Source organism: Actinomycetospora rhizophila (genome assembly GCF_042657905.1).
GTDB lineage: Bacteria > Actinomycetota > Actinomycetes > Mycobacteriales > Pseudonocardiaceae > Actinomycetospora > Actinomycetospora rhizophila.
Window position 1 is genome coordinate 437730 of sequence record NZ_JBHSKG010000001.1, and the last position, 18315, is coordinate 456044.

22 protein-coding genes and 1 pseudogene are annotated in these 18315 nt (G+C 73.7%); 12 read left to right on the forward strand and 11 right to left on the reverse strand.

Annotation, left to right across the window (positions count from 1 at the left end):
- Positions 1-26: 26 nt before the first annotated feature.
- Positions 27-461, reverse strand: a complete 435-nt coding sequence (locus ACFPK1_RS02070) for a hypothetical protein (protein WP_378019224.1) — start codon at positions 459-461, stop codon at positions 27-29.
- Positions 462-614: 153 nt separating this feature from the next.
- Here ACFPK1_RS02070 and ACFPK1_RS02075 point away from each other — a divergent pair, with 153 nt between their 5' ends.
- Positions 615-1121, forward strand: coding sequence for a hypothetical protein (locus ACFPK1_RS02075; RefSeq protein WP_378019225.1), 507 nt, complete (start codon positions 615-617; stop codon positions 1119-1121).
- Positions 1118-1741 carry a hypothetical protein gene (locus tag ACFPK1_RS02080; protein WP_378019226.1) on the forward strand — a complete coding sequence of 208 codons (624 nt, stop codon included), beginning with the start codon at positions 1118-1120 and terminating at the stop codon, positions 1739-1741. The genes ACFPK1_RS02075 and ACFPK1_RS02080 overlap by 4 nt, the downstream gene beginning before the upstream one ends.
- On the opposite strand, the gene ACFPK1_RS02085 is transcribed toward ACFPK1_RS02080, so the two are convergent.
- Together ACFPK1_RS02085 and ACFPK1_RS02090 are read right to left on the reverse strand one after the other, a co-directional pair.
- Positions 1726-2094, reverse strand: coding sequence for a hypothetical protein (locus ACFPK1_RS02085; protein ID WP_378019227.1), 369 nt, complete (start codon positions 2092-2094; stop codon positions 1726-1728). The genes ACFPK1_RS02080 and ACFPK1_RS02085 overlap by 16 nt on opposite strands.
- 100 nt (positions 2095-2194) lie before the next feature.
- Positions 2195-3274 (reverse strand): glycoside hydrolase family 172 protein, encoded by a 1080-nt coding sequence (locus ACFPK1_RS02090; RefSeq protein ID WP_378019228.1) that lies wholly within the window; start codon positions 3272-3274, stop codon positions 2195-2197.
- Positions 3275-3344: 70 nt separating this feature from the next.
- On the opposite strand from ACFPK1_RS02090, the gene ACFPK1_RS02095 reads away from it, so the two are divergent.
- Positions 3345-4061, forward strand: coding sequence for a DUF4253 domain-containing protein (locus ACFPK1_RS02095; RefSeq protein ID WP_378019229.1), 717 nt, complete (start codon positions 3345-3347; stop codon positions 4059-4061).
- A gap of 3 nt (positions 4062-4064) precedes the next feature.
- Here ACFPK1_RS02095 and ACFPK1_RS02100 read toward each other — a convergent pair whose 3' ends face one another.
- On the reverse strand, positions 4065-4751 hold the full coding sequence (locus ACFPK1_RS02100) for a TetR/AcrR family transcriptional regulator (protein ID WP_378019230.1): 687 nt from the start codon (positions 4749-4751) through the stop codon (positions 4065-4067).
- An 82-nt stretch (positions 4752-4833) separates the two neighbouring features.
- Between ACFPK1_RS02100 and ACFPK1_RS02105 the strand changes: the two genes are divergently transcribed.
- Complete coding sequence (locus ACFPK1_RS02105; RefSeq protein ID WP_378019231.1) at positions 4834-5697, forward strand: SDR family oxidoreductase; 864 nt, start codon at positions 4834-4836, stop codon at positions 5695-5697.
- On the opposite strand, the gene ACFPK1_RS02110 is transcribed toward ACFPK1_RS02105, so the two are convergent.
- Entirely contained in the window at positions 5688-6125 is a 438-nt protein-coding gene (locus ACFPK1_RS02110; protein WP_378019232.1) for a DNA polymerase ligase N-terminal domain-containing protein, read from the reverse strand. The two genes, ACFPK1_RS02105 and ACFPK1_RS02110, sit on opposite strands and share 10 nt — an antisense overlap.
- A 101-nt stretch (positions 6126-6226) precedes the next feature.
- Here ACFPK1_RS02110 and ACFPK1_RS02115 point away from each other — a divergent pair, with 101 nt between their 5' ends.
- Positions 6227-6646, forward strand: coding sequence for an ester cyclase (locus ACFPK1_RS02115; RefSeq protein ID WP_378019233.1), 420 nt, complete (start codon positions 6227-6229; stop codon positions 6644-6646).
- 4 nt (positions 6647-6650) lie between these two features.
- Here ACFPK1_RS02115 and ACFPK1_RS02120 read toward each other — a convergent pair whose 3' ends face one another.
- Positions 6651-7475: an endonuclease/exonuclease/phosphatase family protein gene (locus tag ACFPK1_RS02120; protein WP_378019234.1), complete on the reverse strand. Its 825-nt coding sequence runs from the start codon at positions 7473-7475 to the stop codon at positions 6651-6653.
- A gap of 139 nt (positions 7476-7614) precedes the next feature.
- On the opposite strand from ACFPK1_RS02120, the gene ACFPK1_RS02125 reads away from it, so the two are divergent.
- Positions 7615-8037, forward strand: a complete 423-nt coding sequence (locus ACFPK1_RS02125) for an ester cyclase (RefSeq protein ID WP_378019235.1) — start codon at positions 7615-7617, stop codon at positions 8035-8037.
- Here ACFPK1_RS02125 and ACFPK1_RS02130 read toward each other — a convergent pair whose 3' ends face one another.
- Positions 8038-9303, reverse strand: a complete 1266-nt coding sequence (locus ACFPK1_RS02130) for a ferric reductase-like transmembrane domain-containing protein (RefSeq protein ID WP_378019236.1) — start codon at positions 9301-9303, stop codon at positions 8038-8040.
- An 86-nt stretch (positions 9304-9389) separates the two neighbouring features.
- Here ACFPK1_RS02130 and ACFPK1_RS02135 point away from each other — a divergent pair, with 86 nt between their 5' ends.
- Positions 9390-9761, forward strand: a complete 372-nt coding sequence (locus tag ACFPK1_RS02135; protein WP_378019237.1) for an NUDIX domain-containing protein — start codon at positions 9390-9392, stop codon at positions 9759-9761.
- Between the two features lie 75 nt (positions 9762-9836).
- Here ACFPK1_RS02135 and ACFPK1_RS02140 read toward each other — a convergent pair whose 3' ends face one another.
- The gene (locus tag ACFPK1_RS02140) at positions 9837-10256 is read right to left on the reverse strand and encodes an RNA 2'-phosphotransferase (RefSeq protein ID WP_378019238.1); all 420 of its coding nucleotides are present in this window, start codon (positions 10254-10256) and stop codon (positions 9837-9839) included.
- 141 nt (positions 10257-10397) lie between these two features.
- On the opposite strand from ACFPK1_RS02140, the gene ligD reads away from it, so the two are divergent.
- A complete protein-coding gene (ligD, locus tag ACFPK1_RS02145; RefSeq protein WP_378019239.1) occupies positions 10398-11288 on the forward strand; it encodes a non-homologous end-joining DNA ligase in 891 nt (296 codons plus the stop codon).
- A 69-nt stretch (positions 11289-11357) separates the two neighbouring features.
- Here the strand turns inward: ligD and ACFPK1_RS02150 are convergent, their stop codons facing one another.
- Positions 11358-12167: an ABC transporter permease gene (locus ACFPK1_RS02150; protein WP_378019240.1), complete on the reverse strand. Its 810-nt coding sequence runs from the start codon at positions 12165-12167 to the stop codon at positions 11358-11360.
- Entirely contained in the window at positions 12164-13099 is a 936-nt protein-coding gene (locus ACFPK1_RS02155) for an ATP-binding cassette domain-containing protein (protein ID WP_378019241.1), read from the reverse strand. Before ACFPK1_RS02155 ends, ACFPK1_RS02150 begins: the two co-directional genes overlap by 4 nt.
- Before the next feature lie 79 nt (positions 13100-13178).
- Here ACFPK1_RS02155 and ACFPK1_RS02160 point away from each other — a divergent pair, with 79 nt between their 5' ends.
- The 3 genes and pseudogenes from ACFPK1_RS02160 (at position 13179) to ACFPK1_RS02170 (ending at position 16753) form a co-directional block, all read left to right on the forward strand.
- Entirely contained in the window at positions 13179-13955 is a 777-nt protein-coding gene (locus ACFPK1_RS02160) for a TetR/AcrR family transcriptional regulator (protein WP_378019242.1), read from the forward strand.
- Positions 13956-13977: 22 nt separating this feature from the next.
- Positions 13978-15213, forward strand: coding sequence for a cytochrome P450 (locus ACFPK1_RS02165; RefSeq protein ID WP_378019243.1), 1236 nt, complete (start codon positions 13978-13980; stop codon positions 15211-15213).
- A 23-nt stretch (positions 15214-15236) separates the two neighbouring features.
- A pseudogene (locus ACFPK1_RS02170) lies at positions 15237-16753 on the forward strand (FGGY-family carbohydrate kinase).
- Here the strand turns inward: ACFPK1_RS02170 and ACFPK1_RS02175 are convergent.
- Positions 16736-17299, reverse strand: coding sequence for a TetR family transcriptional regulator (locus ACFPK1_RS02175; protein ID WP_378019244.1), 564 nt, complete (start codon positions 17297-17299; stop codon positions 16736-16738). The pseudogene ACFPK1_RS02170 and the gene ACFPK1_RS02175 sit on opposite strands and share 18 nt — an antisense overlap.
- An 86-nt stretch (positions 17300-17385) precedes the next feature.
- On the opposite strand from ACFPK1_RS02175, the gene ACFPK1_RS02180 reads away from it, so the two are divergent.
- Positions 17386-18276, forward strand: coding sequence for an SDR family oxidoreductase (locus ACFPK1_RS02180; RefSeq protein ID WP_378019245.1), 891 nt, complete (start codon positions 17386-17388; stop codon positions 18274-18276).
- The last annotated feature ends 39 nt before the right edge of the window (positions 18277-18315 follow it).

An 18315-nucleotide genomic window follows, 5' to 3' on the forward strand; every position in this document is an offset into this window, starting at 1 on the left:
GTCACGCCGCAGAGGCCTGAAGCGGGTCAGAGGACCTCGAGCGGGTCGATCGGCCGACCTCGCCAGACCAGGGTCTCGTCCAGTCCTTGGACGAACACCTCGGACAGCTCGAGCCATCGCCGCGCGGGCACGGCGGTCGCCTCCTCGATCTTCGCGCAAGCGGCCGCCAGGTCCCACTCGTCGTCGCACAGCTGCGGGACGAACACGCCACCCGACGGGCTCCACCGCGCGATGTGGCTCGACCGCCGGCCCGCGCTGCGGCGCAGGACGTCATCGAGTCGTGGGGTCCGACGGACGGCGGGGTAGCGCGCCGCCCACGGCCACGACGCGAGCGCGCCGACCAGAGCGGCATCCAGCGCCCCCGCGGCGCTGATCGCGTGCACGCCCGCGACGAGACACCCGACGGCGAGACCCTCGCCGACCTCGGTCTGCTGACGGGCTCTCGTCAGGGTGCCGGACACCGCGTCATCGTCCCCACGTGCCCCGCCGCGGCCCACCGCGACGCGCGGTGGGGCAACGATCGGAGCCCAGGGCCGTCTTTGCGGATGCAAACGATTCGGCGAGGTGCGCGGAACCGCCCACGTGACGGACGGTCGATCCTCAGGATCGAGCTCATGGTCGCTCGACGGCTCGCCACGGGTGCGCGTACCGCCGTGGTGTGCGCGATCGCCGTGCTCGTGTCACTCGCGGCGGGCCCTCATGGGCGCGCGGATCCGTTGCCCGGCTTCGATCTCGACCCGGTCGTGCTCGAGCAGCGCGTGGACGACTGCATCGCAGGGGCCGCCAGTGACAAGTTCCTGCTCGCAGGGTGGATCAAGATCAGTACAGGCGAGCAACGCCGCTGGTACTGCAGCTCGCTCAAGCACATGTACCTCCGCGCGGCGGGTGGATCGGTCCACGACCCCTTCGTCGACGTCCCGAGCTTCCTCGCGTGCACGGACCGCACGGTCAGCTACGGCTTCCCACGGCCAGGAGACCCGGGCAACACGCAGCTCATCTACCAGTACTTGGGAACGAGTCGCCGCGCTGTGGTCATCGTGAACGACAGCACCGGGGATGTAGTGAGCATCTACACGACGCCCGCCGACGACTGGACGACGTGTGCACGATGGTCGCCGTGAACGAGCGCCGAGCTGTCGTCGCGGGGATCCGAGAGCTCCAGGCGGCCGATCAGCAGTGGCGGACCGAACACCCCGAGCTCGCGCTTCCCGGCGCGCTCCTCGACGTCATCACGTCGTGCGGGTTCCAGTACTACGCCGAGCACGACGTCACCGACGACCTCCGGTTCCTCGACCGGGCTGGCGAACTCCTCAAGCACGCACCGTCCCTCGTCGCGCCGTACTGGACGTCGGCCGCCACGTGCATCCGCCGGCTTGCACACGAGGCCGAGCCGTTGCGCGCAGACACCGGCGACCTCGACGCCCGCGAGGCGCTCCGGCGCGTCCTCGTCGAGGTGCCGCCGGACGTCCTGCTGGGACGTCGCGACGAGGAGGCGTCTCCGGTCCTCGTGTGCCGGAACGAGGCGATCGGTCTCGCCGACGGCATCAGCACGCCGTACCGCTGCGCCTCGCGTATCTCGGCGCTCGCCTACTTCAGCGCGCCGGACCGGTACGGCGTCATCGACGAGATGGTGGCGCTCCGCGAGCGGTACGAGACGAGCGCGACCGAGCGGGTGGAGCTCGCCGAGTCGATCCGCGCCGGGGTGCGGCGCTACCTCGAGTGGTCTCAGGCCGGCACCTGATCGGCCGCGACCGCGCGCACGCCCCCATCGACGAGCACGAGGTGGTCGTGGCCGGGCTCGCGGACGAGGATCGCCTCCTCGATCTGCGCGAGCAGGCTCTGCAGCGAGGCGGCCTCGGCGTCGTCGAGCGCGTCAGGGTCGTCGTCGAGCGAGGGGCGCGCGCTGGGGGCGACACCCTCATCGTCGGAGACGTGCCGCGCGAGCCGCTGCGGGCAGACGTGCAGGCGCACGGCGGGGTCGACGGGCTCGCCGTCGAGGTTGGTGAGGTCCACGCCGTCGGCCGGGGTGCCGTCGAGGTTGGCGCGGAAGCCGAGGGCGGAGAGGAAGCGGTCGTAGCGTTCCTGGTCGTTCATCGCGTACCTCCGTGGTCGATGCCCGATGGTGCGAGGAGCAGGGCTGGGCCTGCCAGTGCAGAGAGGTGTGACCCTGGCCAAGTGGGCAGTGACCTCCCGCTCACCGGATCGGAAGTCGATCCTCCACCGGGGCGAGATGGAAGGTGCGGTGGGGTTCGGCCTGGTACCAGTAGGCAACCGACGACCAGTCGTCGCTGCGCCTGTTCGCGTGGCCGTGCTCGATGCTCACGCGGATCGAGCGCTCGAAGACGACCGGGTCCTCGATGTGGAAGCGGTACAGGCTGACCGGTCCGCGCCAGTTCTTCCCGCCCGCGAGCGTGACCCCGTGGTAGGGCGCCGAGTAGCTCTGGGTCGGGCACCAAGCGGTGTTGACGTAGTCCTCGGTGCCGGTCCCGTGCAGGGTGGGCGGCCAGACGTCCCCGTCGATGAAGATCATGTCGTCGCCCTCGCCGTACCAGTTCCAGCGGCGGGTGCGGCGCCGGTTCTGGATGTTGAGCACGCAGCCGACGTAGTGGCCGTGGCCCTCGGCCTCCAGGATCGTGTAGTTGTCAGTTCCTGTCAGGTTCGTGCCGTGGAACTGGTAGGCGGCGTTCGACGGCCCCGGCCGCACGCCCGCGGTCGGGTTCTGGCGGCGCCACTGCGCGTGGAAGCGGCCGATCTCGTCGTCGAGGGCGTCGAGCTCCTCGCGGTCGACGTAGAAGTAGACGAGCACGTTGGCGTCGTCGACCTCGCTCGTGATCTCCATCCGCGCCCCGGACCCGAACGGCATCGCGAACCAGCAGTTGAACGCCTTGCCGTCCTCCGGGCTCATCTGCAGGGGCAGCGAGACGAAGTTGGTGGTGCGGCCGTGGCCGACGCCGAAGAAGTCGCCGAGCGGCACCGCGACGCTGGGGTGCTCCTCGCCGTCCCACCAGGCGCGGAGGACGAGCCGTCGGAGCAGGTCGTCGGCCTTGCCGCGAGGGTTCCGCAGGCTGCGCGACGTGGCGACGGTGACCCAGATGTGGGTGACGACGCCGGCGCCGGCGACGTCGAGCAGGGTCGCGGTCTCGCCGGGGCGCAGGGTCACGCGGTCGTCGTTGCCGCCCGTGCGGTCCCAGCTCGACGACCGCCGGCGGCGCGTGCGCCGCAGGCGGGGGAGATCGCGCAGGCTCGAACCGTGGGGGCCGTAGTCGACGGTCATGGGGTCCAGCCTCCCCGGCGACTTCGCGTGGGGAGGGAACCGAATCGGGTCCGGCGCCATCAAACCCGGTATGACGACCTCCGACCTCTCCTCCTCCGACACCGTCGACGTCCTGTCGGACGGCACCCCGACGGTCTACGACGACCTGCTGTGCCACGCCCGCGCCGAGCACTGCACCCCGGTCTGGCTCGCCCACGACGACTGCCGGTTGGGTTTCCTGCCCGTGCCCGACGACCCGGTCGGCGCGATCGGCGCCCACGACCCCTACCGGGTCCTGGCGCAGTGGTGGCCCGGTCCGTGCCCCGACGACTGTGCGTGCCTCGACCCCTTCCTCGGCGAGCTGCCCCCGCTCACCCGCGCCGACGGGGAGGACCGCTCGAGGGACCTGCGCACGTTCGAGGAGGCGAGCGGGATGGCCGAGGACGTCGTGGCCTACGGCCTGCGGAAATTGGCGCTCGTCCGCGTGTCGCGACCGGCCGACATCCCCGCGGTGGTCGGCTGGGGCGGCGCCTGCAACTACTCCCACCAGGACAACGTCCGCCTCGGCGCCGTGCTGCGGAGCTGGGAGGAGCGGTTCGGTGCCGTCCTCTCGGTGATGTCGTCGTCCACCCTCCTGCTGTCCGTGGCGTTCCCGCCGACGACCGACGAGGAGGCCGAGCTCGTGGCGTCCGAGCACTTCGCCTTCTGTCCGGACCAGGTCGACCCGCAGAACGGCACCGTCTACACCCCGCGCACCTACGGGCAGACGATCCGTAACGCGAACCACTGGCGGTTCTGGTGGGACTGACCGTCAGGGGGCCGACGTGATCCGGTCGAGCCATTCGCGCAGGACCCCGAGCTCGGCCGGGCTCAGGGCGTCGACGTCCGGGAGCGACGCGCGCAGGGCCGCGGCGGCGGGGACGGGCCCGGGGTCGGGGAGCGCCGGCGCGTCGGTGGTGATCGCGGCGATGACGGCCTCGCGCGCCGATTCGGCGAGCCGGGGGTCGCGCTGGTCCTCGGGGGTCGCGATGAGCGTCAGCGTCGTGCCCTCCCCGACGGCGCGGACGAGCCCGACGGCGCGCTCCTCGGGGACGCGCAGGCGACCGGCCTCGGCGATCCGGCGGATGTGCTTGCCGAGGACCTCGACGGCGGCGGTCGCGGCCGGTGATCCGGGCGCCGAGCTCGCGTACATCAGCCGGTAGAGCGCTGGGTGGGCGAGCCCGAGGCCGACGTGCTGGTCCCAGCCGTCGCGGAGGTCCTGCACCGGGTCGTCGCTCGCCTCGGCGGCGGTCTTGCTCGCGAGGTACGACGTGAAGCCCTGCGCCGCCACGGCGTCGAGCAGGCCCTGCTTGTCGCCGAAGAGCCGGTAGATGGTCGGGGCCTGGACGCCGGCCGCGGCGCTCACCGCGCGCGTCGACACGGCCTCCGGGCCGTCCTCCTCGAGCAGGCGCAGGGCGGCGGCGACGATGCGCGTGCGGGGACCGTCGTCCGTCTCCATGCTCACGACGATAGCGCGACGTCGCTTCCACCGATAACAACAGTGCTAGCGTTGTAGCGTTACCACTGGAAACGGAGACGCCATGATCGTCGTGACCGGAGCGAGCGGCCAGCTGGGCCGCGCCGTCCTCGAGCGGCTGCTCGACCGTGTGCCCACCGGGGAGGTCGGGGCGAGCGTCCGCGATCCGGAGAAGGTCCGGGACCTCGCCGAGCGCGGTGTGCGGGTCCGGCGGGGCGACTACGCCGACCCCGCGAGCCTCGCCGAGGCGTTCGCGGGGGCGGCGCGGGTGCTCGTCGTGTCGGCCAACACCCTCGGTCCGGAGGGTCTGCGCCAGCACCGCGCCGCGATCGACGCCGCCGTCGCGGCCGGCGTCGAGCGCGTTTTCTACACCAGCCACGCGGGGGCGAACCCGGACTCGCCGTTCCCGCCGATGCCCCAGCACGCCGCCACCGAAGAGGTCCTGCGCGGCTGCGGTGCGGCGTTCACCGCGCTGCGCCACGGCTTCTACGCCTCGACGGTGCCGATGCTGCTCCGGGACGCCTGGCGCACCGGCGAGCTCCGCGTCCCCGCGGACGGCCCCGTCGCCTGGACCACCCACGCCGACCTCGCCGAGACCGCGGCCCTCGCCCTGACCACCGACGAGCTCGACGGCGTCACCCCGCCGCTCACCGGGCCCGAGGCGGTGACGATGGAGCACCTCGCGGACCTCGCCTCGCGGGCGGCCGGCCGGACGATCCGCCACGTCGTCCTGCCGGACGACGAGTACCGCGCCGAGCTCGTCGGCCACGGTGTGCCCGAGGCGGCGGCGGACATGCTGGTCGGGATGTTCGCCGCGAGCCGCCGGGGCGACTTCGCCACCGTCGACCCGACGCTGCCCCGGTTGCTGGGCCGGCCGGCGACGCCGTTGACCGAGGTGCTGGCCGCGGCGGTGCCGGCTCAGGCGTAATCGTCGTTGGTGCGTCCGGTGAGCACCGACCGGTCGTCGGGGGTCATCGGGTCGACGTCGTCCCTGGTCTTGATCAGGAGCCAGTCGTCGCCGCCGGTCCGGATGAACGCGTAGCCGCCGGTGAGCTTGTGGCCGTGCAGGACGACGGTGAGGTGGCCGCGCGCGAGGGCGTCGGCGGCGCTGCCCTCCGTGCGCTGCTCGTAGGTGCCGGTGTCCCAGACGATCACGGTGCCGGAGCCGAGGCGGCCCTCGACGTCGATGTGGTCGAGCGCGTGGTCGTCGACGCGGCGGGCGAGGCGGCGCTGCGCCGGGTCGGTCGACGGGCCCTTGGGCACCGCCCACGACACGAGCACGCCGTCGATCTCCAGCCGGACGTCGAAGTGCAGGCTCGACGCGTCGTGGCGCTGGACGACGAAGCGGTTCGCCATGGACCCATGGTGCGGGAACGACGAACTGACGCTGCGCGGGCGCCGGGTCCAGCCTGGCTCTCCGGGCGCGGACGGTGCGCCCCCGAGGCGAGGAGCGGCAGGTGTCCACCCAGCAGAACAAGGAGCTCGTGCAGCGGCAGTTCGACGAGATGTGGAACGGCGACAAGTGGGACTCGCTCGAGGAGATGTTCGCCCCGGGCTACGTCAACCACGATCCCTACAACGGCGACCAGGGCAGCGGCCCCGAGAGCTTCAAGACCCGCGTGCAGGCCTACCGCGGCGTGCTCGCCGACTTCGACCTCCGCGTGGAGATGCAGCTCGCCGAGGGCGACCTGGTCGAGACGTACTGGTCGCTGCGCGGCACACACGCCGGCGAGATCGAGAACACCGCGCCGACGGGTCGCCACGTGCACTTCGAGGGGCAGCTGCTCAGCAAGATCGAGGACGGGCGGTTCGTCGAGGAATGGGTCAACTGGGACACCCTCGGCTTCCTGCGCGGCATCGGCGCGCTGCCGTCCTGAGCCGTCAGGGTCCCACGCGGACGTCGGCGACCAGCGGCCGGTGGTCCGACGCGGTGACCTCCGGCGTCTGCGGCGGACCGAGGGCGGCGAGGCCGCGCAGGAAGATGTAGTCGATCTTCCCGTGGTCGGACGTCGGGTACTGGCCGGCCGGGTCGACCTCGGCGAATCCCTGTCGCAGCGGCGCGAGCTCGGGCCTGGTCGGACCGACGTTGAGGTCGCCGAGCACGACCGCCGGACCGGGCGCCGTCGCGGCCCCGGCGAGGCGGCGGAGCTGGTCGGACTGCACGCCGTCGAGGCCGATGTGGGCGTTGTAGAACGAGACGGGCCCGGACGCGGTCGTGACGTCGACCGCCAGGTAGCCGCGCTGCTCGTCGCGCCGGTCGGGCGGGAAGGTGACGACACGCGGCGGGCTGACCGGCAGCTGCGAGAGCATCGCGACGCCGTAGAGCACGTCGTTCGGGCCGGTGTCGCACGCCGGGCCGAGGGCGGCGTTGACCGGGGCGTACGCCTCGGCGGACGTCGGCGGGCGGATCGGGCCGCGCGCCACCTGGTAGTCGAGTCCGTGGTCGCGGCGCAGGAGGTCGGCGAGCTCCTCGGCGTCGCGGGTGCAGACCTCCTGGAGTGCGAGGACGTCCGGGCGCAGGTCGGCGACGACGGGCGCCCACTCGTCGGGGTCGTGCGCGCCGGTCTGCACGTTCCAGGTCATGACGCGCAGGCTCGACGGAGGTGGCGGCGGGCTCGGGTCGCTGCAGCCGGTGACGACGGCGAGGACGACGACCAGCCCGCCGAGCGCCCGCCGCCAGTGCCGCACGCGCACATCGTCGTCCACGGGGTCGCCCGATCGGGTCGGACCCACCGACTGTCGTCCCGGAGTTCGCGGTGCAAGCGACGCGACCTGATGGCCGATCGACCGGGCGGGGGAGCGGCCTCACCCTGAAGGTCGCTGCTCGGCGAGGGGGGACAAGGCCATGTCGGACGCCGTATCCATCCGCGATCTTCTCCAGCGTCTCGAGGACGCGATGAACTCGCGGGAGCTCGATCTGCTCGACGACATCGTCGCCGAGGACTTCGTCCGGCACTGCCAGGCGACGCCCGACTTCGACGTGCGCAGCCGCGAGGACTTCAAGGACTTCCTGCGGTCGAACACGGCCTCGTTCCCGGACAACGTGCAGACGTTCGTCCAGGTCGTCGAGAACGGTGACCGTGCGGGGATCTGGGTGACCTACGAGGGCACCCAGCAGGGACCGCTCGGGCCGATCCCGCCGACGGGCCGGAAGGTGTCGTTCGACTTCGGCGGCATCTTCCGGGTGGAGGACGGCAAGCTCGCCGAGCTGTGGGTCACCTGGGACAACATGACGATCATGGGGCAGCTCGGCCAGCTGCCGGGCTGATCAGCCGAACCGCTCGGTGGTGATGGCGCCGGCGGGGACGCCGAGGCTGCCGAGCCCGTGGATCGCCGCCCCGACCAGCGGCGGCGGGCCGCAGACGAAGTACTGGTGGCTGGGCGCGTCGCCCGGCGGCACGAGCGCCCGGAGCATGCCGGCGTCGAGGCGGCGGCCGCCGGTGCGCAGGACGGAGAGGTCGAGGCGGCGGGACAGCGCGAGGATCTCGGCGGCGAAGAGCGCCTCGCCCTCGCGCTCGGCGAGCAGCAGTGCGTGCGCGCGGGGGTCGGCCGCGGCGGCGTGGGCGCGCAGGATGCTCATGATCGGGGTGACGCCGACCCCGCCGGCGATGAGGACGAGGCCGCCGTCGGCGCCGGCCGTGCGCGGGACGAACGCGCCGTGCGGGCCGTCGAGCCAGACCGTGCGCCCGGGCTCGAGGTCGAGGAGCCCGCCGCTGAACGGGCCCTGGTCGCGGACGGTCAGCTCCAGGACGCCCGAGCGCGTCGAGGCGGCGATGGTGAACGGGTGCTCCTCGGCGATCGGCAGGCGGCGCAGCCGCACCCACACGAACTGGCCCGGCTCGGGCGGCGGGTCGAGGGCCGGGCCGGCCGGCGCGAGCACGACCGTCGAGGTGGTGCCGGACTCCGGGCGCACCGCCGACAGGAGGTACGCGCCGCGGCCCATCGCCGGCCGGACGATCCAGCGCCGGACCAGGATCACGAGGAGGACGGCGCCGAGGCAGGCGGCGGGGACGCCGATCAGCGGGTTGACGGCGAGGCTCCCGAACAGCCAGACGTGCGCGCCGGTGAGCAGCAGCACGAGGACGCCGAGGACCGCGTGCACCCGGGCGATCTGCCCGTACCGGCGCACCGACCTCAGGGGGAGCACCATCGCCCCCACCAGCATCAAGGCGGTCGCCGCGATGCCCGTCCTGAGGGGCCAGCCGACGGCGAACGGGTCGAGCATCGCCATGCCGCGGGGCGAGTGGAGCACCGCGGCGACGACGTGAGCGACGGTGAAGCCGGCCGCCGCGACCCCGAGGCGGCGGTGGACGCGGTTGCTGATCTCGACGCCGAGCAGCCGCGTCAGCCCGCGCACCCGCGAGACCAGGGCGACGATCAGCGCCATCAGCACCGCGCCGATCAGCCCGAAGGCGCTGGCCCACGTCACGGTCTCGCCGAGGCGCGGCGACGCGAGCGACAGCAGCAGGGCCACGAGGGGCATGAGCAGGAGCATCGCGAGGCCCATCGCCCACGCCCGTCCGCGCTCGGTCATGGGAGCGGACGCTAGGGACGCGGCGTGATGCGCTGGTGCCGTTCGGTGACGCCGTGACCTTTTCGTGACCTAGGCAGGATGACGGCGTGGAGGTCATCGCGCGCGGGGTCGTGGTCCGGGACGGTCGGGTGCTGTTGATGCAGGAGCTCGCGGTCGGCTACTGGTTCTTCCCCGGCGGGCACGTCGAGGCGGGCGAGACGCCGGAGGTCGCGCTGGTCCGCGAGCTGCGCGAGGAGCTGGACGGCTCCGCGACGGTCGGCGAGCGGCTGGGCGAGCTGGAGAACGCCTGGGAGGAGCATCGGGAGATCAACCACGTCTTCGCGGTCACGATCGACGTCGAGGACCCGGTCAGCCGGGAGCCGCACCTCGCGGCGGGGTGGCACCGGATCGAGGACCTGGCGTCGGTCGACGTCCGGCCGCGGGCGCTCGCGGACCTCGTCGTGGCGTGGTGGCGCTGAGCGCGGCGTGTCATGCCGGCGACGTGGTGGCGATCCTGGCGATGAACGTCAGCGTGGCCGCCACGCTGACCCACCTCAGGGGCGCCGGAGGTAGCGCGGGGCGAGGTCGTCGGTGAGCCAGGTGTCGTCGTTGCCGCGGTGGAAGACGGCGCCGTCGGCGGCCGCCGCCCGCGCGTCCACGGTGAGGACCACCGGGCGTCCGTGCCGCGCTCCGACCGCCCGCGCGGTCTCGGGGGACGGCGAGAGGTGCACCCACTGCCGCCCGCCGGCGTGCAGGCCGTCGCGCAGGATCGCCTCGACCGAGCCGGCGCCCGTGCCGTGGAAGAGCACCGGCGGCGGGTCCGCGGGCGGCATCTCGACGTGCCCGGGCAGCGAGTGCCCGTAGCGCGCGCGGATGTGCCCGTCGGCGAGCTCGTAGCGCTGCTTCGACCCGTTCGCCACGACGTCCTCGACCTCGCCGACCGACACCCCGAGCGCCGCGCACAACGCGTCCACCGGCGTCCAGCCCCGCGTCGTCGAGCACCAGCCCGAGGCGCGCCGGGTCGTGCCGCAGCGCGCGGGACATGCGCTTCGAGAGCCGCGTCCGGTCCACGACGCCGGGTTTGTCGCGCGGCCCTGGGAGGCAAACGCACCGGCATGAGCGGCGAGACGGTCGAGGGCGTCGAGGTCACGCACCCCGACAAGGTGCTCCTGCCCGCGCGCGAGGGCGGAGACGACCTGACGAAGGCCGACCTCGCGCACTACTGGGCGACGATCGCGACCACCGTCCTCCCGCACCTCGCGGGCCGCCCGCTGACCCTCCAGCGTTTCCCCGACGGGTTGGACGCCGGCGGGTTCGTGCAGCAGGACGCCGGCAAGCGGGCGCCGAAGGGCCTGCACACCGTCGACACGCCGCGCCGCGAGCACAAGGGCGGCGACGACGTCGTGCACCACCCGCAGGTCGCCGAGGCCGCCGACCTCGTCCGGCTCGTCCAGTTCGGGACCGTGGCGCTGCACGGGTGGAACGCGGTCGCCGGGTCGCTCGAGCACCCCGACCGGTTGATCGTCGACATCGACCCTGCTGATGGCGCCGATCTGGCCGGCATCCGCGACGTCGCCCGCGCCGTGCGGGCGGCGGTCGAGGGGCGGGGACTCGTCGCGTTCCTGCAGTCCACCGGCAGCCGCGGCTACCACGTCGTCGCGCCCCTGGACGGCAGCGCGGGCCACGACGTCGTGAAGGAGGCGGCTGTCGAGATCGCCGACGCCGTCGCCGCCGACCACCCCGACGAGCTGACCACCGAGGTCCGCAAGGACGCCCGCCGCGGCCGCACCTTCCTCGACGTGGGGCGCAACGCCTACGGCCAGACCGCGGTGATGCCGTACTCGCCGCGCGCCCGCCCCGGCGGGCCGACCGCGACGCCGCTCGACTGGGACGAGCTCTCTCGCGTCACCCCGGACCAGCACGACGTGCGATCGATCCCGCGCCGCCTGGCCCGCAAGGCCGACCCGTGGGCGGGGCTCCGGGACCACGCGCGATCGCTGAGCTGACCGAGCTGGTGGAATTACTGACGTTGAACGTCAGCATGGCCGCCACGCTGGAACACCCCGGATGACGCGTCACCCGGCGCTGCGGAGCACCGCGCGGACGCCGACGACCAGGCCGAGCGCGCAGGTCAGCGCCGCCGCGATCGCGCCGTGGAGGATCGACGGGTCGGTCAGCGCGCCCGTGAACGCCGCGCGCTCGGCGTTGACCACGTAGGTCAGCGGGTTGACCGTCGCCGCCGCCTGCATCCAGCCCGGCCCGGACTCGAGCGGCAGCATCATCCCCGAGAGGATCAGCAGCGGGAAGATCAGCGTCTGCTGCACGCCCCAGAACAGCCACTCCCGGTTGCGTGACGCCAGCCCCAGCGCGTACGACAGCGCGCCGAGCCCGACCCCGAACACCCCGAGGATCGCCAGGCCGACCACCACGCCCGCCGGCGAGAACGTCACCCCGAACGGCAGCGCCGCCAGCGTGATGATCACGGCCTGGACCACCAGCGGCGCCAGCTCCTTGAGCGCCCGCCCGACGAGGATCGCCGGCCGCGAGACCGGGGTGGCCAGGACGCGCTCGTAGCTGCCGGTCATCAGCTCGTAGAGCAGGTTCGCCCCGGTGCTCCCGGTGCCGAACAGCGCGATCATCACGACCACGCCGGGCAGGAACCACGTCAGCGGCGACTCGCCGCCCAGCTGGTCCGACGACAGCGAGCCGGCCAGCAGCGGCGCGAACAGCCCGAGGAACACCAGCGGCTGGAGCAGGGAGAAGATCAGCGAGAACGGGTCGCGCAGGACCAGCTGGAACTCGCGCAGGAAGATCGTCACGGTGTCGCGGACGAACCCGGTCCGCACGGTGTCGACCTCGGGGCGCACGGCCACGGAGACGCTCATGCCGCGGCTCCTTCCTCGCGCAGGCTGCGCCCGGTGAGGGCGAGGAAGACGTCGTCGAGGCTCGCCTCGTGCAGGTGGGCGGCGTGCACGGTGATGCCGGCGTGGTCGAGCCGGGCGAGCATCCCGGGCATCCGCCGCGCCCCGTGCGCCAGGCGGAGCTCCACCCGCCCGCCGGCCACGGATCCCTCCTCGAGCAGGGACGCCGCGCGCCCCGGGTCGTCGACCTCCAGCACGATCCGGTCTTCGGCGTGCCGGGCGCGCAGGTCGTCGCTGCCCGCGTCGGCGATGACCTCGCCGTGGTCGACCACCACGATCCGCTCGGCCATCTCGTCGGCCTCCTCGAGGTAGTGGGTGGTCAGCACGACCGTCGTGTCGGTCGCCTCGCGCAGCGTCGTGATGTGCTGCCAGAGGTTCGCGCGCGCCTGCGGGTCCATCCCGGTGGTCGGCTCGTCGAGGAAGAGCAGCTCCGGGTGGTGCATGAGGCCGATCGCGACGTCCATCCGGCGCCGCTGGCCCCCGGACAGCGACGACACCGTGCGGCGCTCGAGCCCGCGCAGGTCGAGGGTCTCCATCAGCTCGCCGGCCCGCCGTCGCGCCGCGACCCGCGTCTGGCCGTAGAGGGCGCCCTGGGTGACCAGCTCGTCGAGCACCCGGTGGTTGTGGCCGCCGGCGTTGCCCTGCCCGACATAGCCGATCCGGCGCCGGACACCGGTGGGGTCGGTGACGACGTCGACGCCCGCGACCCGGGCGGACCCGCTGGTCGGGGCGAGCAGCGTGGTCAGCATCCGCAGCAGCGTCGACTTGCCGGCGCCGTTGGGGCCCAGCACCGCGACGAGCTCGCCGCGGTCGACCCGCAGCGAGATGCCGCGGACCGCCTCGACCACCGCGCCGCGCCGGCGGAACGTCCGTCGGAGGTCCTCGGTGAGGATCATGCTCCGATCCTTTCGGTACAGCGTCTGGAAAGTCCGGCCAGGTTAAGCTGACGCTGTACGGAAAAGCAAGGGAGGTCCGATGGAGGAGCCCCGGCTCGAGCACCACCTCGACCTGCTCTGGGGCCACGGCACGGACAGCGGACGCGGGCGGCCGGCGCGCACGACGCGCGAGCAGGTCGTCGCCGCCGGCATCGCGCGGGCCGACGCCGAGGGGCTCGCCGAACTGTCGATGCGCGCGATCGCGGCCGACCTCGGCGTCGGGGTGATGTCGCTCTACACCCACGTCGAGAGCCGCGACGGGCTCGTCGCGCTGATGACCGACCACGCGTTCGCCGAGATCACCGGCGACCTCTACCCGCACGACGGCGAGCCGTGGCGCGACGCCGCGGCCCGCCAGGCGCGCGCGCTGTGGGACCTCTACAGCCGCCACCCCTGGATCCTCGACCACGGCAGCCGCCTGCCGATGGGGCCGCACGTGCTCGCCCTCGAGGACGCCTTCTACGCCGCGTTCCTCGACATCGGCCTCACCGCCGTCGACTCCGCCAACGCCGCGATCGCGCTCCGCTCGCTGGTCACGGGGCTCGCGCGCGACTCCAGCAGCGAGCAGGACCAGGTCCGCCGCACCGGCGTCGGGCTCATGGAGCACTGGGCGTCGGTCAACGCGATCTTCTGGGACCGCTACTTCGAGCAGGAGCGCTACCCGGCGATGACGAAGCTCTGGCTCGCGGGCGGCTTCGAGACCGACGACGTCCTCGCCGAGGAGGGGATCCTCGAGCGGGCGGTCGCGGCGTATCTCGACGGCATCGCGGTCCGGGTGCATTCCGGAGGAACCGGTCGGGGGACGGGCGGAGCCTGATGCCGAGGAGCACCATCGGGTCATGGCCGAGCACTGGACGGGCGAGGTCGCGCGGCAGCGGGACGGCTTCACGCTGCTGCGCGAGGTCGAGGCCCTGCGGGAGTCGGGGGAGACGGCGCGGGTGACGACGCCGTTCGGGCACGAGGCGACGATGGTCACCCGCTACGCCGACGCCCGCGAGCTGCACGGCGACCCGCAGCGCTTCCGGCTCGACGCGGTCGGGCCGCCGCCGGCCCTCGTCGCGGCGGGGCGGGACCGGGCCGAGTTCCGCCGCCGCCAGGCCGGCAACCTGCTCGGCCAGGACCCGCCCGACCACACGCGGCTGCGTCGGATGCTGACCGGCGAGTTCACCGTCAAGCGGATGAAGCGCCTGGTCCCGCGCGTCGAGGAGATCGTCGCCGAGCACCTCGACGCCATGGAAGAGGCGGGCCGCCAGGCGGCACGCAGCGAAGCGGAGCTGACGCGCCGGAGGCCGTACACAGAGCTGGTCGACGACTTCGCGCTGCCGGTGCCGTCGATGGTGATCTGCGAGCTGCTCGGCGTCCCGTACGACGACCGTGCCGAGTTCACCGAGCGCAGCGCGAGGTCGCTGGACAGCACGATCTCCGCGCCCGAGCGGATGCGCCTGGCCGACGCGTCCCGCGCCTACATGGCCGACCTCGTCGCCCGGCACCGCGCCGCGCCCGGCGACGACCTGCTCGGCATGCTCATCCGCGAGCACTCCGACGAGATCACCGACGACGAACTGATCGGCATCGGCAACCTGCTGCTCGTCGCCGGCCACGAGACGACGTCGAACATGCTGTCGCTGGGCACGCTCGCGCTGCTCGAGCACCCCGACCAGCTCGCCCGCGTCCGCGACGAGCCCGCGGCCGTCGACGGGGCGGTCGAGGAGCTGCTGCGCTGGCTGACGGTGGTGCACGGCGGCTTCCCGCGCGCGGCCACCGAGGACACCACGCTCGGCGGGCACCCGGTGGCGGCCGGCGATCTCGTCATCGCGTCGCTGGCGGCCGCCAACGGCGACCCGGAGCTGGTCGAGGACGGGGCGACGCTCGATATCAGCCGCCCGCCGTCCCCGCACCTGGCCTTCGGACACGGCATCCACCACTGCCTGGGGGCGCCGCTGGCCCGCATCGAGATGCGCGTCGCGTTCCCGGCGCTGCTGCAGCGCTTCCCGGACCTGCGCCTGGCGGGCGAGCCGGAGTTCCGCCACCGCACCCTGATCTATGGGCTGCACCGGCTGCCGCTGGCCTGGTGATGGCCTCCGGCCACGTGAGCGATATGGGTCGCCCGAGCGACCCATATCGCTCACGTGCGGGCATCGTCCTCGGCATCGACATCGGGACGTCGTCGTCGAAGGGGCTCCTCGTCGACGGGCACGACGGGCGCGTGATCGCGCGGGCCGAGGTCGAGCACGCCACGTCCTCGCCGCGTCCCGGGTGGGTCGAGCACGACGCCGAGGGCGTCTGGTGGGCCGACGTCGCGCACCTGACCCGCGAGCTGCTCGCGCACGGCACACCCGATGCGGTCGGGGTCAGCGGCATCGGCCCGGTGCTGCTGCCCGCCGACGCGCAGGGACGGCCGCTGCGCCCGGCGATCCTCTACGGCGTCGACACCCGCGCGACGCGCGAGATCGCCGAGCTCACCGCGGAGATCGGTGCCGAGGAGATCGTCGCCCGGTGCGGCACGCCGCTGTCGAGCCAGGCCGTCGGGCCCAAGTGGCGGTGGCTGCAGCGCCACGAGCCCGAGGTCTGGTCCCGCACCGAGCGCTTCCTCATGGCGAGCTCCTACCTCGTGCAGCGGCTGACCGGCGAGTACGTCCTCGACCACCACTCGGCGAGCCAGTGCGACCCGATGTACGACCTCGAGGCCGCCGGCTGGGCGCCCGACCTCGCCGAGGTCGTCGCCCCCGGCCTCCCGCTGCCGCGGCTGCTCTGGCCCGGGGAGCTCGCGGGGACGATCACGACGGGCGCGGCCGAGGCCACCGGGCTGAGGGCGGGCACGCCGGTGATCGCCGGGACGATCGACGCCTGGGCCGAGGCCGCCAGCGTCGGCGTGCGCGACGCCGGCGACACGATGGTCATGTACGGGACGACGATGTCCTGGTGCAGGTCACGGACGCGCCCGTGCGGCACCCGGCGCTGTGGGCGACGCGCGGCGTCCCGCCCGGCTCGTTCACCACCGCGGCGGGCATGGCGACGTCCGGAGCCATCACCGCCTGGCTGCGCGACCTGACCGGCGCCGACTACGCGACCCTCGTCGACGAGGCCGCCGCCGTCCCGCCCGGCGCGCGCGGCCTGCTCCTGCTGCCCTACTTCGCGGGCGAGCGCACCCCGATCCTCGACCCGGACGCCCGGGGACTGGTCCTCGGCCTCACCACGGGTCACGGGCGCGCCGAGCTCTACCGCGCCGCGCTCGAGGGCATCGCCCACGGCGTCCGGCACAACCTCGACGCGTTCCGCGACGCCGGCGGCCCGGACCCGCGCCTCGTCGCCGTCGGCGGCGGCACCCGCGGCGGGCTGTGGACGCAGATCGTCAGCGACGTGACCGGCCGCGCGCAGGACGTCCCCGCCGACACGACCGGCGCGGCCCTCGGCGACGCCCTCCTCGCCGCGCAGGCGCTGGGCCTGCCCGCCGACGTCGCCACCTGGAACCCGATCGTCGCGACCGTGACCCCCGACCCCGAGCGCACCGCGCGCTACGACGCCTTCCACGGGCACTACCGCGCGCTGTACCCGGCCACCGCCGCGGCGGCGCACTTCCTGGCGCACGAGCAGCGGCTAGGGAGCGAGCAGTGACCGCAGCTCGCCCAGCACGGCCCGCAGGATCGCGGCGAGCGGGCGCTGCTCGCCCTCGGCGATCCACGTCGCGAACCCCACCCTGAACACCGCGACCCCGCTCTCCGCGGCGAGGGCGGCCGCGACCGGGTCGGCGCCGCGCCGGCGCAGCGCGTCGGTCATCGCCGCGGCCAGCCCCGAGAGCTTGAGCAGCTCGCGCTCCTGCAGGCCCGGATCGGCGTCGATGACGCCCTGCCGGGCTCGTGACCAGGCCCGCCGCTCGTCGGGGAAGAACGCGGTCGCGCCCTCGAGGGCCGCGGCGACCACGGCCATCGGGTCGTCCCCGGTGGCCTCCTCGATCCCGGCGACGAACAGGCGCTCGAACTCGTCCTGGCCGGCGAAGAGCACCTCGCGCTTGTCGGCGAAGTGCCGGAAGAACGTCCGCTCGGTGAGGCCCGCGGTGGCGGCGATCTCGGCGACGGTCGTGCCGTCGAAACCCGCCGCGGCGAAGCGCTCGAGGGCGGCGGCCTGCAGCCGCTCGCGCGCCCCGGGCTTCCAGCGGACCATGGCGTCAGCGTACTGATGACAGCGACTGACATGAGGGCGTACGCTGATGTCAGTAACTGACATGATGGACGAGGAGGCCACGCGAGATGCGTGTTTTCGTCACCGGAGCCAGCGGCTGGATCGGCTCCGCCACCGTCGACGAGCTGCTCGCCGCCGGCCACGAGGTCGTCGGCCTCGCCCGCTCCGAGCGCTCCGCGTCGACCCTCCATGCGAAGGGCGCCGAGGTGCTGCGCGGCGACCTCGACGACCTCGACGCGCTGCGCCGGGGCGCCGGCGACGCCGAGGGCGTCGTCCACCTCGCGAACAAGCACGACTGGGCGAACCTCGCCGAGTCGAACCGGGCGGAGCGCACGGCCGTCGGGACGCTCGCCGAGGCGCTGGTCGGCACGGGCCGGCCATTGGTGCTCGCCGGCGGGGTCGCGGGGCTCGCGACGGGCCGGCCGGGGACCGAGGCGGACCCGTCGCCCGCCGTCGGCGCGGACTCGCCGCGCGGCGGGACCGAGAACCTCGCGCTCGGCTACGTCGACCGCGGCGTGCGCTCCGTCAGCGCCCGCTTCGCGCCCACCACCCACGGCCACGGCGACCACGGCTTCATCGCGCTGATCATCGCCGCCGCGCGCCGGCACGGGGTCTCCGCCTCCGTCGGCGACGGCTCGACGCGCTGGTCGGCGGTGCACCTGTCCGACGCGGCCCGCCTGGTCCGCCTCGGCCTCGAGCGGGCTCCCGCCGGGGCGCGGCTGCACGCCGTCGCCGAGGAGGGCATCCCCAGCCGGGAGATCGCCCAGGCGATCGGCGACGCGCTGGGCGTGCCGGTCACGTCGGTGGCGCGCGAGGACGCGCTCGAGCACTTCGGGTTCATCGGGGGCTTCTTCGGGATGGACATGGCCGCGTCGAGCGAGCACACCCGGGCGCTCCTGGACTGGACGCCGACCGGCCCGGGTCTGCTCGAGGACGTCAAGGCGGGTGCTTATGCCTGACGGCACGTGAGTGGAATGGGTCGCCAGGGCGACCCATTC